Annotated in this window: 9 protein-coding genes; 5 read left to right on the forward strand and 4 right to left on the reverse strand. The window is 72.9% G+C overall.

From position 1 onward, the window contains the following. Positions 1 to 20: 20 nt before the first annotated feature. Positions 21 to 1001, forward strand: a complete 981-nt coding sequence (locus ABD978_RS15210; protein WP_345354002.1) for an aldo/keto reductase — start codon at positions 21 to 23, stop codon at positions 999 to 1001. A 121-nt stretch (positions 1002 to 1122) separates the two neighbouring features. Continuing rightward, positions 1123 to 1917 (forward strand): hypothetical protein, encoded by a 795-nt coding sequence (locus ABD978_RS15215; protein ID WP_345354003.1) that lies wholly within the window; start codon positions 1123 to 1125, stop codon positions 1915 to 1917. 188 nt (positions 1918 to 2105) lie between these two features. Here ABD978_RS15215 and ABD978_RS15220 read toward each other — a convergent pair whose 3' ends face one another. Beyond that, positions 2106 to 5465 (reverse strand): ATP-dependent helicase, encoded by a 3360-nt coding sequence (locus ABD978_RS15220; RefSeq protein ID WP_345354004.1) that lies wholly within the window; start codon positions 5463 to 5465, stop codon positions 2106 to 2108. Between the two features lie 25 nt (positions 5466 to 5490). Then, positions 5491 to 8670, reverse strand: coding sequence for an ATP-dependent helicase (locus tag ABD978_RS15225; RefSeq protein WP_345354005.1), 3180 nt, complete (start codon positions 8668 to 8670; stop codon positions 5491 to 5493). Positions 8671 to 8815: 145 nt separating this feature from the next. Between ABD978_RS15225 and ABD978_RS15230 the strand changes: the two genes are divergently transcribed. Then, a complete protein-coding gene (locus ABD978_RS15230) occupies positions 8816 to 9562 on the forward strand; it encodes a rhomboid-like protein (RefSeq protein ID WP_345354006.1) in 747 nt (248 codons plus the stop codon). Here the strand turns inward: ABD978_RS15230 and ABD978_RS15235 are convergent. Further along, positions 9525 to 10091: a hypothetical protein gene (locus ABD978_RS15235; RefSeq protein WP_345354007.1), complete on the reverse strand. Its 567-nt coding sequence runs from the start codon at positions 10089 to 10091 to the stop codon at positions 9525 to 9527. The genes ABD978_RS15230 and ABD978_RS15235 overlap by 38 nt on opposite strands. Positions 10092 to 10295: 204 nt before the next feature. On the opposite strand from ABD978_RS15235, the gene ABD978_RS15240 reads away from it, so the two are divergent. Next, positions 10296 to 11243 carry a type IV toxin-antitoxin system AbiEi family antitoxin domain-containing protein gene (locus ABD978_RS15240; RefSeq protein ID WP_345354008.1) on the forward strand — a complete coding sequence of 316 codons (948 nt, stop codon included), beginning with the start codon at positions 10296 to 10298 and terminating at the stop codon, positions 11241 to 11243. A 7-nt stretch (positions 11244 to 11250) separates the two neighbouring features. On the opposite strand, the gene ABD978_RS15245 is transcribed toward ABD978_RS15240, so the two are convergent. Further along, complete coding sequence (locus ABD978_RS15245) at positions 11251 to 11988, reverse strand: class I SAM-dependent methyltransferase (protein WP_345354009.1); 738 nt, start codon at positions 11986 to 11988, stop codon at positions 11251 to 11253. A 302-nt stretch (positions 11989 to 12290) separates the two neighbouring features. Here ABD978_RS15245 and ABD978_RS15250 point away from each other — a divergent pair, with 302 nt between their 5' ends. Continuing rightward, positions 12291 to 13265, forward strand: coding sequence for an SPFH domain-containing protein (locus ABD978_RS15250; RefSeq protein ID WP_345354010.1), 975 nt, complete (start codon positions 12291 to 12293; stop codon positions 13263 to 13265).

Raw genomic sequence — 13265 nt, forward strand, 5'->3', positions numbered from 1 at the left:
CTTCTCGAGAGGACGCGATGATGCGGCAACGAACTCTGGCCGACGGAACGACCGTCAGCGCGCTGTGCCTCGGCGCCATGTGGTTCGGCACCCGGACCGACGAGGCGACGGCGTTCGCCATCCTCGACCGCTTCGTCGAGGCAGGCGGTTCCGTCATCGACACCGCCGACAACTACGCCTTCTGGACGGAGAACGGCGCGGGTGGGGAGAGCGAGGCGGTGCTCGGCCGCTGGCTGGCCGACCGTGGCGCTCGCGACCAGGTGGTGATCAGCAGCAAGGTCGGGGCGCAGCCGACCGTCCCCGGCACGAGCTGGCGGGAGAGCGGTGAAGGGCTGTCCGCCGGGGCGATCCGGTCGGCGGTGGAGGGCAGTCTGCGCCGGCTGGGCACCGACCGCATCGACGTGTACTGGGCGCACGTCGAGGACCGGACCGTACCGATCGAGGAGACCGTGGACGCCTTCGCGTCGCTCGTCGAGCAGGGCACGGTCGGGGTCGTCGGCGCCAGCAACTACGCCCTGTGGAAGGTCGAGCGGGCCCGGGCCACCGCCCGGGGCCAGGGGCGTCCCGGTTACACCTGCCTTCAGCTCCGCCACTCCTACCTGCGGCCTCGCCTGGACGTCACCGCTCCGGACGACCACGTGTTCGGGAACGTGGACGCCGAGACCCTGGACTACGTCCGGAGCGAGCCGGACATGAGCCTGTGGGCCTACAGCCCGTTGCTGAGCGGCGCCTACGCGCGGCCGGACCGGCCGCTGCTCCCTGCGTACGACCATCCGGGCACGCCGGCGCGGCTGGCCGCGCTGCGCGAGGTGGCGGACAAGATCGGCGCCACGGTCAACCAGGTGGTGCTGGCCTGGCTGATGGGCGGCGACCCGCCGGTCATCCCGGTCGTCGGCGTCAGCTCCGTCGAGCAGCTCGACGAGGCCCTGGCTGCGGCCGACCTCGAACTCGACGAGGAACTTCGCCGCCACCTCGACATCGCGGGCGACCTCGACGGGTGACCCCGATGGCGACGCGATCTTGACCGCGAGAAGCCTCCCTGTTACAAACTCTGTTAATTAATCAGTCGAGAGCGTTATATGTCTCTCGTTGATATCAGAGGTAGGCGACGGCAGGAGGAGCATGCGACCCGAACCACCCATCACCCGACGGAGGTTGCTCGCGTACGCCGGAGGCGCCGGCCTGGTCGGCGCCACGGCGCTCGTCGCCGGAGCGGCCCCGGCGTCCGCCCGCGCGTACAAGTTCGACCTCGTCTTCAACGTGCCCGACACCGACAACATGCAGGGGCTCGCCTACCGGCGCGGCCGCTTCTACGTCGGGTTCGACGTCGGCAACGGCATGGGGGTGATCCGGGAGTACGACCGCTCCGGGACCAAGCTGAAGGAGAGCCGGCCGCTGGCCGTCGGCCACGCGGCCGAGCTCAGCTTCCGCGACGCCGACGGGATGCTGTACGTCGCCACCGGCGGCGGCACCAACCCCACGAAGGTCCACGTCGTCGACATCGCGGCGGACGACCCGTCGATCGTCCGGACGATCGACTTCGCGTCGCTGGGCAACTCCGGACTCGTCGCCGTCGACAACCGGCGCGACGGTCTTCTCGTCCACGCGGGACCGGGCGACCAGGGACCCTTCGTCTTCGGCTTCGCCGACCTGAACGGTCAGGTCCGGTCGACCTTCCCCCTGCCGTACCAGGGCGTGCCGCAGGGCCTGGAGATGGCCGGTGACAAGATCCTCTACTACACCAACAACAGGATCACCGTGCTGAACCGGCAGGGCCGGATCCTCGACGCGATCGACATTGCGCTGACCGGCGAGAGCGAGGGACTCGCCGTCGCGCCCGCCGGCCGGGGCACCCGGGTCTTCTTCGGCTACAACAAGCCGAACCGGGTCTACGCCATGAAGCCCGTCTTCCACTGACCGGTCGACGCGCTCCGGCCGGCGCGGCGACGCGATCGCCGCGCCGGCCGGAGCGCCCGCCCGAACCGCCGAAGCATCCGCCCCAACCGCCGGAACGTCCACCCGAACCGCCGAGACGTCCGCACGAAGCGCCGAAGCGTCGGGCCGGGCCGGCCGTGGCCGGATGGTCCAGGCGCTCGGCCCGCCGCTCAGCCGGTGGGGATCCGATCGAGGAGGGCGGCGAGGCCGTCGGCGTCGAGGAGATCGGCGGGGCGGATCGTCGCGTTGGCCGCGACGTAGTGGAAGGCGGCGCTGACCTTCTCGACCGGGACGTCGGCGAGTTGCGCCCAGGCGATCCGGTAGGCGGCCAGCTGCACCGACACCACCCGTGCCTCCTCGCCGGTCGGCGGGCGGCCGGTCTTCCAGTCGACGACCTCGTAGCCGCCGTCGCCGGTACGGAAGACCGCGTCCATCCGGCCCCGGACCAGCCGGTCGCCGATCATGGTCTCGAAGGGCACCTCGACCTCGTGGGGTTCGCGGTCGGCCCAGGCGCTGCGCTCGAACGCGGCCCGCAGCGTCTCCAGCTCGTCGTCGCCCCCGGCCCCCTCGTCGGAGGCGCCGGGCAGGTCGTCGAGGTCGAGCAGCCGCTGCTGGCCCCAGCGGGACTCCAGCCAGCGGTGGAAGGCGGTGCCGCGCCGGGCGTACGGGGCCGGGGGCCGGGGCAGCGGCCGGCGGATCTGCCGGGCCAGCGCCGCCGGGTCACGGGCCAGGGCGACCAGCGACGACACCGACAGGTGGGCGGGCAGGTCGACCGCCAGGCCGTCGGCGCCTCGGGACCGGTCGCGTTCGGCCAGCAGCAGTTCCACGTCGCGGGCCCAGGCGGAGGCCCGGCGGCGGTCGCGCGGCGACAGCGGAACGTATCCGAGGCGGAGCCTGCCCTGCATGGCGTCGTGCACCATCCGGGCGCCCTCGGCGACCGCGTCGTAGCGTTCGCCCTCCGGGAGCGCGGGCCAGGACGCGGTCTCCTGCTCGGCGAGCAGGGGGTTCTCCTCGTCCAGCGGCTCCTCGGCCCAGTAGCCGACCTGGCCGGCCCCGGCCTCGCACGCCTCCCGGATCTCCGCCAGGAACGGCGACGGCTCCAGTGGACGGCTCGCGGTGCCCCAGCGGTACCCCGTCGCGATGAGCAGGTGCCGCGCACGCGTCACGGCGACGTACGCCAGGCGGCGCTCCTCGCGCAGGTCGCGGTCGGCGGTCGCGGCGTTGAACCCCTCGACGTCGTCCTTCTGCAGGCCGGTCAGCGGCGGCAGGTCGGCGTGGTCGCCCCGCAGCGGATACGGCAGGATGCGGGCGTTCTCCGTCCAGCGGGAGGAGCTCTGCGGCTTGGCGGGGAAGACCGAGCCGGCGCCGGGCGTCTCGGCCCTCGTCGGGTTCCAGACCAGGCCGGGAACGGCGACGACGTCCCACTCCAGGCCCTTGGCGGCGTGCACGGTGAGGAGCTTGACGCTGTTGGTCTCGCCGACCCGGCCCGCCTCCAGGCCGAACTCCTCCGTCTCGGCGGCCTTGAGGTAGGCGAGGAACGCGCCCAGCGTCGGGTCCTCCGCGTCGCCCGCGAAGGACGCCGCCGCGTCGACGAACGCGTCCAGGTCGGCGCGGGCGGTCACCGGGTCCAGGCCGGACCGGGACGCGACCTCGATGTCCAGGCCGAGGGTGCGCTCCACCTCCGTCACCAGGTCGGGCAGCGGCAGGCCGACGTGGCGACGCAGGACGCGCAGCTCGTCGCGGAGGCGTTCGAGCCGGGCGTACCCCTCCGGACTGAAGTGCTCCGCCGGGCCCAGGTCGTCGAGGGCATCGACGAGGCTGCCGTTCTCGTCGTTCAGCTCCTGCACGACCTGCCGGAGCGGGTCGGCGGCGCCCAACGCGCCGTCCTCCCTCGTCGCTTCGCTCCCCGCGCTCCCCGGTCCGGACGACGCGCGCCCGCTCACGGACGGCTCCGGGTCCGTTCGGGGCCCGGCCCCGGGGTCGAGGTCGCGGGCCGCCTCGCGGGCGAGTTCGCGTGCGCGGCGGCCGAGGGCGACCAGGTCGCGGGGGCCCAGGCGCCAGCGCGGCCCGGTGAGCAGCCGGGCCAGTGAGGCGCCCGCCGTCGGGTCGTGCACGACCCGGAGGGTCGCGACGACGTCCTGCACCTCCGGCACGGTGAGCAGCCCGCCGAGGCCGACCACCTCGACCGGGACGCCGCGCGCCTCCAGCGCCGCCCGGATCAGCGGGAACTGCGCCCGCTTCCGGGCCAGGACGGCGATGTCGGACGGCTGCAGCCCCGGGCCGTGGCGGCTCGTCTTCTCCCAGGGCTCGCCGTCGGGCGCGAGGTCCTTCGGCTGCCGCAGCAGACGGACGATGCGGTCGGCGAGCCGCTCGGCCTCGTCCTCGACGGTCTCCAGCAGCGCGCACTCGACCCGCCCCCGGCCCTGCTGCGCGGCGCCGGGCCACAGCCGTGGGACGTCCTTGGCCTCCTCGCGCAGCTCGACCTGGATGCGGGCGGCCACGTCGAGGACGCGTTCGCCGTTGCGGAAGCTGGTCGACAGCTGCCGCATCGGCGCGGGCCGCTCGCCGTTCGGGAAGTCGCGGACGAAGCCGAGGAGGTTCCCGGCGCTCGCGCCCCGCCAGCCGTAGATCGACTGGCACGGGTCGCCGACGGCCGTGACCGCGTGGCCGCCGCCGAACAGCGACTTGAGCAGCACGAGCTGGGCGTGGCTGGTGTCCTGGTACTCGTCCAGGAGCACGGCGGCGTAGCGCGAGCGCTCGATCTGGCCGACCTCCGGGTGCTCGGCGGCGATCCGCGCGGCGAGGGCCATCTGGTCGCCGTGGTCGAGGACCTCCCGCCTGGCCTTGGCCCGCTGGTACGCCTCGACCAGCGGCATGAGCTGCTCGCGGGTCGCCTGGGCGTCGGTGATCCGGCCCTGGTGCTTCTTGGTGGGCTTCTTGACCTCGGCGACCCGCTGGTTCAGCCAGGCGCCGATCCTCCGCACGTCCTCGGGGGTGCGCAGGTGCTCCGACAGCTCCCCCGACAGCCCGATCACCGCCTTCGTGACGGTGTCGGGCCCCCACTCGACGGCGCCCATCGGCCCGTCGTACGCGTCGACGACGCGCGCCGCGATCTGCCAGGCCACGGCCGGGGTGACGAGCCGCATCGTCGGCTCCAGGGCGGCCCGCAGCGCATGGTCGCCGAACAGCCGCGCGGCGTACGCGTGGTACGTCGACACCGTCGGCTCACCGTCGAGGATCTCCGGGTCGATCAGGTCGTCGTGCTCGCGGAGCTGGTCGAGCCGCCGGCGTACGCGGTCGGCCAGCTCGGTCGCCGCCTTGCGGGTGAACGTCAGGCCGAGCACCCGCTCGGGCCGGATGAGCCCGTTGGCGACCAGCCACACGACGCGGGCCGCCATCGTCTCGCTCTTGCCGGAGCCCGCGCCGGCGATGACCGCCATCGGGGCGAGCGGCGCCTCGATGACGGCGGCCTGGTCCGGCGTCGGCTCGGGCACCCCGAGCCGCTGCGCGAGCTCCTGCGGACTGATCACGGCGTTCCCCGGTCGTACGGGACGGTCACGGCGCCACCTGGCCGCCGGCGTCGTGCGCCGGGCAGGACCCGCGGACGGGGCAGGTGCGGCAGTGGTCGTCGCGGCGGGCCTCGAAGACCGGGCTGGCCATGCCCTCCGCGACGCGGTCGACGAGTTTACGCGGCCACTGCGGGTCCTCGTCGGCCGACGGCGGCTGCTGCGTCTGGACACGCACCCGGGCGGCGTAGGAGCCCTTGCCGACCTGGACCAGCTCGGCCCCGCCCGGTTCGATCAGACCCTTGTCGGCGAACGCGCCCAGCATCACGGCGAGCTGGTAGACGCCGAGCTGCGGGTGGCGGGCGAGGTCGTCCTCGCGTACGGGCGAGTTGGAGGTCTTGATGTCGACGATCCAGGCCCGGCCGTCGCCGTCCCGCTCGGCGCGGTCGATCCGGCCGCGGATCACGACGCGGCCCAGGTCGATGCTGAACGGCTCCTCGATCGAGACGACCTCGCGGGCGTCGGCGCGGTCGTGCCAGGCCAGGAACTTGTCGATCATCTTCTCGGCCTGTTCGCGCTGTTTCTCGGAGTACCAGGCGCTGCGGAAGTCCAGGTCGTCCCAGATCTCGTCGAGCCGCTTGGCGATGTCGGTGTCGTTCACCGCCTCGTCGGTGGCGACGAGCTCGGCGACCGCGTGGATGACCCGCCCCATCGTCGCGAACTCCCCCGCGCCGCCGTCCTCCGCGCCCACGCAGGAGGCGAGCAGCCAGCGCAGGCCGCACTTCTCGAACGTCTCGACCTGCGACGGCGACAGCACCAGCGTCTCGTCCTCGCGGAACGCCGGCCCGGGATCGGACAGCTCCGTCAGGGGATACCAGTCGCGCGGGTCGGCGCCCTGGACGCCGGCGCGGGCGAGCCGGGCAAGGTGCCCGGCCGCGGCCTGGCGCAGCGGCGCGGGTGTCTTCGGGTCGGCGATCGCGGCGCGCAGGTCCGCGACGAGGGCGCGCAGGGAGAGCCACCGGGTGCGCTCGTCGAGCTGGGCGTGTTCGGCGGGGTCGGGGACCAGCTCACGGAGGAACCGCGACGGCCGGTCCTCGGCGTCCTCCCCGCCGACGGCGGTCACGACGAGCCGCCGTTTGGCCCGCGTCACCGCGACGTAGAACAGCCGCCGTTCCTCCTCCAGCATCTTCGCCGCAAGGGAGGCCCCCGTACTGTCGGGGTCGGCCACGCCGGTCGCGGCCTCGATCAGCTCCTCGCTGCCCAGCAGCGAGCCGCGCAGCCGCAGGTCGGGCCACAGGCCCTCCTGCACGCCCGCGACGACGACCAGGTCCCATTCGAGGCCCTTGGACCGGTGCGCCGTGAGGATCCGCACCGCCTCGCCCTGCGGGGCCTGCTCGGCCAGGGTGTCGCCGGGGATCTCCTGCGAGGCCAGGTCGTCGAGGAACACCTCCGGGCCGGCCTGCGGCAGTCGGTCGGTGAACCGCGCCGCCATGTCGAACATCGCGACCACCGCGTCGAGGTCCCGGTCGGCCGCCGCGCCGCGGGCCCCGCCGCGCATGCTCTGCTCCAGGAGCCGGTCGGCCAGGCCGCTCTCCTGCCACACCGCCCACAGGACGTCCTCGGCCCCGCCACCGCCACGTACGGTCTCCCGGGCGAGAGCGATGAGCCCGGCGACGCGCTCGGCCGGTTCGCGGACCTTCGGGTGGATGAGCAGGAGCTCACGCGGGTCGTTCAGCGCGCGGACGAGCAGCGCGTCGGCCTTCTCGTCCCCGGACAGCATGCTCAGGTCGCGCAGGGCGCGGCGGAGCCGCCGCAGGCCGAGGGCGTCCGCACCGCCCAGCGGGCCCAGCACGAGCTCCTCGGCGGCCTCCTCGTCGAGCAGCGCGGGCCGCAGCGCCGCACGCAGCAGCACGATGAACGGCCGGGCGCCGGGCTCGTTGACCAGCGGCACCTCGTCACCGGCCACGACCACGGGCACGCCCGCGGCGGCCAGCGCGCGGCGCAGCGGTGGTACCTGCCGCACGGCGGACCGGACGAGCACGGCCATCCGCGACCAGGGGACGTTCTCCAGCAGGTGGGCGCGGCGCAGCTCGTCGGCGACCAGCGCGGCCTCCTGGTTGGCGCTGTCCGCCTCGACGACCCGCACCGCCCGCGCGTCCGCGCCGTCGTCGTCGGCCGCCTCCACCGGCAGCAGCTCGCGATGCTCCCCCGCCAGCGCGCCGAGCGGCAGCCGCGCGGCGACCCGGCGGGAGGCCTCCAGGATCACCGGGCCCATGCGGCGGCAGGTCCGCAGGGAGACGATGGGCGCCTCCTCGCCCGTCACCGTACGGAACCGGTGGGGGAACTCCAGGATCCCGCGCACGTCCGCGCCCCGGAACCCGTAGATCGACTGGTCGGGGTCGCCCACGACGATGAGGTCCCGCCCGCCCCCGGCGAGCTGCTGGAGGAGGTACTCCTGCGCCGGGTCGGTGTCCTGGTACTCGTCGACCAGGACGACGTCGTACGCCGCGCGCTCCCGCCGTCGTACGTCCTCGTCGGTGAGCAGCCCGGCGGCGGCCCGGACCAGCTCCGCGTAGTCGTACGCGATGATCGGGTCGACGTCGAAGCGCTGCTCGTACCGGTCCAGGAACCGACCGGCGGCGTACCAGTCGTCGCGGTGATGGCCGCGGCCCAGCGTCACCAGATCGGCGGGTCCGAGGCCGCGCTCGGCGGCCCGCAGGATGAAGTCCCGCAGTTCCTCGGCGAACCCCCGTGTCTTCAGCGTCTCGTGCAGCCGCGCCGGCCAGTCCCGTGCGCCGTCGGCGACCTCGCCGTGGACCAGCCGGCGGACCTCGAGGAGGTGCTCCGGGCCGGACAGCAGCCGGGGCGGCTCCTCCCCGTCCAGGACCGCCTCCCGGCGCAGCAGCGCGTACGCGTACGAGTGGAACGTCAGGGCCAGCGGCGTGCGCGTGGTGCGTCGCAGCCGGCCGGTGATGCGCTCCCGCAGCTCACCGGCGGCCTTCCGGCCGAACGTCAGGACCAGCACCCGCTCGGGGTCGACGCCGCGGTTCTCGATCCGGTCGACGACCGTCTCGACGATCGTGGTGGTCTTGCCGGTGCCCGGCCCGGCCAGGACGAGCAGCGGCCCGCCCGCGTGCGCGACGACCCGCCGCTGGTGCTCGTCGAGCACCGGCGGCGGCGACTGCGCGGGCCCGGCGCGGCGGACGAGGCGGTAGGACGCTGCTGACACATATGTGATTGCAGCAGATCATCGGGGGTGATCGTGACAGGGTTGCGGTGATGTCGTCGATGTGGCCGCGGTGGACGCGCTCCGCAGGACCGGGACCGGCGGCCGCGGGCCCCGGTGGGGCCACCGATGTCCGGGGGAGGCGCCGATGATCCTGTTGGCCGTGTCGATCCTCGCGCTGGCCTGGTACTTCCTGTGCTGGCTCAGCCTGCTGTGGCCCGGCGCGCGGCGGGCCGTGGACGGGCTGTCCCCGTACACACGGTGGCTGCACGCCTGGATCCTGTCGGCGCCGGCGACGTTCGCCTATGTCGCGGTCTTCACCGCCTTCACGCTCGTCCAGCGGACGACGCCGCCGCACCTCGTCGACGTGCTCACCCGCATGAACAGCACCAACCTGGTCCGGCTGCACCACGCCCCGATCGCGGTGCTGGCCGACAGCGCCCTGTGGGTCGCGGACCGCGGCGCGGGCCTGACCTTGTACATCCTCGCGTTCGTCACCGTGGTCGCCTGGGCGGAGCGGCGATACGGCCCGCCCCGCATGATCCTCATCTGTCTCTCCGGCCACGTCCTTGGCACCCTGCTCACCGCGCTGGTGGAACTCCACGCGATCGAGACCGGCCGGGCGTCGCACCGCCTGGCGCACACGACCGACGTCGGCGTGAGCTACATCATGGTGGCCGGCTGCGTCGCGGCCGTCCTGCTGATGCGCGGCTGGTGGCTCATGGCCGGCATCGCGGCGCTGGCCGTCGGAGTGGTCTGGCCGGTGATCTCCAACCACACCGTCTGGGCCCTCGGCCACCTGCTCGCCGCCCTGTGCGGGCTGCTCGTCGCCGCGCTCTCGCGGTACCTCGGCGGGATCAGACCGCCGCGGGACCTGCGCCCATGCCTGGAGTGAGCCCGAGCCCGGCCCGGTCGGGAACCACCTTGGGCAGGCCGCGCAGCCAGCCGGGGAGGTCCGCCGGCCACCAGCGGCCCGCGGCCAGGTGCGCCAGGGCGTCGCTGACCGCGGCGACGGACGCGTCCGCCGGAACCACCCGGCTCGGCGCGGCGCCCGCCAGCACGCCCAGCCACCAGTGCCGCCGGGTCGGCGACATCCCCTCGGGGGCGAGGACGACGTAGTAGTCCGGCAGCAGCAGCCGCTCGGCGGCCAGCCCGCCCAGCGCCGACTCGATGGCCACCTCCAGACCGCCGTGCGGCGCGGCCTGGTCGAAGAAGCCCACCCACGCGTCGCGGACCTCGCCGAGTGGATCGGCGTCGTGCACGACGTACGTCGTGCCGGCCCCGGCGATCGCCCTGGATACCTCGGCGGGCGTACGGTCCCCGCTGACGAGCGCCCGTACGTTGTGCAGGCCGGCGAGCCCGGACACGACCTTGTCCGCCCCCTCCCCCGCAACCACCACCACAGTGCTACTGGTCCGCCGCATAGGCCGGATTCTAAGCAGCCACCCCCCCTGTGCCGCCGCCGTGGCCTCCTTGCCGCCGCCGTGGCCTCCTTGCCGCCGGTGGTGACGGGGAATTATCCGATTCGCCGCTTATGACAGGTCACTGCCGACGGCAATCTCTAGTGGTCATCCACAGTCGGCGTCCGGGGCCCCACGGCTCTCGTCTATGGGGGCGATGCTACGGATATGCGAGCGGAACTCATGGCGCTGGCCACGGCGCAGGGTGGGGTGTTCAGCCGGCGGCAGGCGCTCGCCGCCGGGTACGGGACGCGGGCGATCCGCGACCGGCTGGCGGCGGGCAGCTGGCTCGCCCGGCGACGGGGCGTTTACGTGACCAGGGCACTCTGGGATGCCTCCGACGTCATCGACCGGCACGCCATCGACGTCGCGGCCGCGATCCTGTCGTTCCGCCGACCGGATGCCGTCGCAAGCCACCGGTCCGCCGCGAGGATCCACGGCATCGAGACGCTGAAACCGCCACCCGACGTCGTCACTTTGACCCGGCCGGCCGAGGCGCCGGGCCGTGGGAAGCACAGGGGGATACGCGTCGAACGAGCCACTCTCCCGCGCGATCACCTGCGGTCGGAGCGCGGGATTCCGCTGACCACACCGGCGCGTACGGTGGTGGATCTCGCGCGTACGCTGCCGTTTCGAGAAGGCGTCGTGGTGGCGGACTCGGCGCTGTTCCTCCGCCGCACCGGCCGCGAGGCACTGATCCGCGTCGTCGAGGACTGCGCACGATGGCCGGGGATCGAACGGGCCCGAGCCGTCGTCGACTTCGCGCACCCTCGCGCCCGGAGCCCGTTGGAATCGATCACCAGAGTCATGTTCGCCGAGCAGGGCCTGCCGCCGCCCGAGGTCGGCGTCCTGGTCGGCGAGGACGACGAGATCTTCACCGAGGTCGACTTCCTCTGGCCCGACCGGCGCACCATCGCCGAGACCGACGGTCTGGTGAAGTACACCTCTCCGGAGCGGCTGCGAACGGAGAAGCTCAAGCAGGAGCGGCTCGAGGAGCTGGGCTTCACCGTCGTCCGCCTCACCTGGCGGCAGATCACCGAACGCCCGGAGGAGTCGGCGGCCCGCGTCCGCCGCGCCTTCGCCCGCGGCGCCGCGCGCGTCGACCGCGCGGCGTAGGGAGCCGTCAGGTCTGCGCGACGACGATCATTCGTCGGCTGTCCGGAGTCAGTGGACCGCCCTCGTCGCCATGACCGGTCACCGTGCGGAAGCCGGCGGCGAGGAGCCAGTCGCGCAGTTCGGTGAAGGTGAACATGCGCACGTAGAAGGGAATTCGGCGGACCCGGCCCTGACGGACCACCGTGCGTTCGGTGACCGCGCGGCCGGTCAACGGGTCCAGGGTGCGCTGGTCGATCAGCAGGTCGTCCTCTCGCTCGATGATCGAGGCGGGCTGGAAGTTGCGGATGATCCAGTCCCGGTTGTTGAGCTCGACGGCGAACCTGCCGCCCGGCGCTAGGACGCGCGCCGCCTCGGCGAGGACCCGGCGGTTGTCCTCGTCGTCGAAGTAGCCGAACGCGGTGAACCAGCTGATCACCAGGCCGAACCGCCGCTCCCAGGGCAGCGAGCGCATGTCACCCTCGACGTACGTGACCGGCGCCTGACGGGCTTCGGCGTCCTGCCGCGCGCGTTCGAGGAAGGCCGGGGTGGCGTCCAGGCCGGTCACCCGGCAGCCGCGCTCGGCCAGGCGATTGGCGATCCGGCCGTGCCCGCAGGCGAGGTCGAGCACCTCCATGCCCGGCTCCAGGTCGAGCAGCCGCCAGATCAGGTCGGTCTCCGCGTCCGCCCGGTCGTCCAGCGGCTCGGCGAAGAAGTGCAGATAGTCGTCGTCGAACAACCCATCCGCGTCGAAGTCCTGCTCGGTCATGCGGGCCCTCCTCCCCATCGGCTGACATCAAGAATTAGTTCTCGGGGTCGCGGTGTCACCGGGTTTTCGCCCTGTCGTGGCGGAGGCCCGAGGAAATGCGGCCACCCCGCCGTCGGTGTGGACGCTCTGCCGTCGTCGGTGACGGCAGAGCGCCCTTCATGCCCGCGTTGTGAGGGCGACAGCGACGGCAGCGTCGGGGCGGAACCGGGTTCTGTGGTCTGGCGTCTGACGTAGGGATTGATCCCGCTTCATCAGCCTTTTCGGGAGTTTCGGTGGCCGGTTCGAAGAAGATTCCTCGTCCCTTGGGGCGTATCAGTCGTGGCAAGGCGATCGTCGCGGCGGTGGTGCTCCTGGTCGTCGCGGTGCCGACGCTGAACGGCTTCTTCGGGTCGTTCGAGCGCACCTCCGGAGGCGAGGTGGCGGTCGTCCGCAACGGCGGGATGTTCGACAACAACAGGATCCGCCAGATCATCGACCCCGGGTCGGGGCTGACCTGGATCGGGTGGTGGTCGCACACCCACAAGTACCCCGCGCAGCAGCGGTTCTACACGATCACCTCAGACTCCGGGCGCGGCGAGCGTACGGGCGTGGACGTCGTGACGGTGCCGAGCAGCGACGGCGTCAACATGGGCATCGAGGGCACGCTCTACTTCACCCTGAACCTCGACCACGCGACGCTGCGGAAGTTCGACGACAAGTTCGGCACGCGCAAGTTCACCGGCGCGGACGGCAAGACGCGGTACGCCTACGACGGTGACGAGGGCTGGTCCGGGTTCCTGGACCAGATCGTCCGGCCCGTCATCGAGAACGACCTCCGCACCCAGGTGAACAGCTTCCGCTGCGCGGAACTGGTCTCCTCCTGCGCGCTCGTGCAGAACAACTCCGGCGGCAAGCAGCAGCAGACGTCGCTGAAGGTGCAGAGCAACAACGCCAACATCGCCAAGGTGCAGAACGCGATCAACACGAGCCTCGAACAGGACCTGGAGCAGACCCTCGGGCTGCCCTTCCTGACGAACCTGCACTTCAACCTGGCCCGCATCACGCTGCCGGAGCAGGTGCAGCAGGCCGTGGACAGCGCACAGGCGGCCTTCGCGAAGGTCACGGAGTCGCAGGCCCAGGTCGCGCAGGCCCGCGCCGAGGCGGAGGCCAACCGGGCCCGCCAGGAGGGCTACAACAAGTGCCCGACCTGCGCCGACATCGAGAAGCTCAAGGCGCTGCCGAAGGGCATCACGGTGTACGCGCCGGGCAACGACCACGTTTCGCTCCCGAGCCGGTAG

Source organism: Actinoallomurus liliacearum (assembly GCF_039542035.1).
In the GTDB taxonomy this organism is placed as follows: Bacteria; Actinomycetota; Actinomycetes; order Streptosporangiales; family Streptosporangiaceae; genus Actinoallomurus; species Actinoallomurus liliacearum.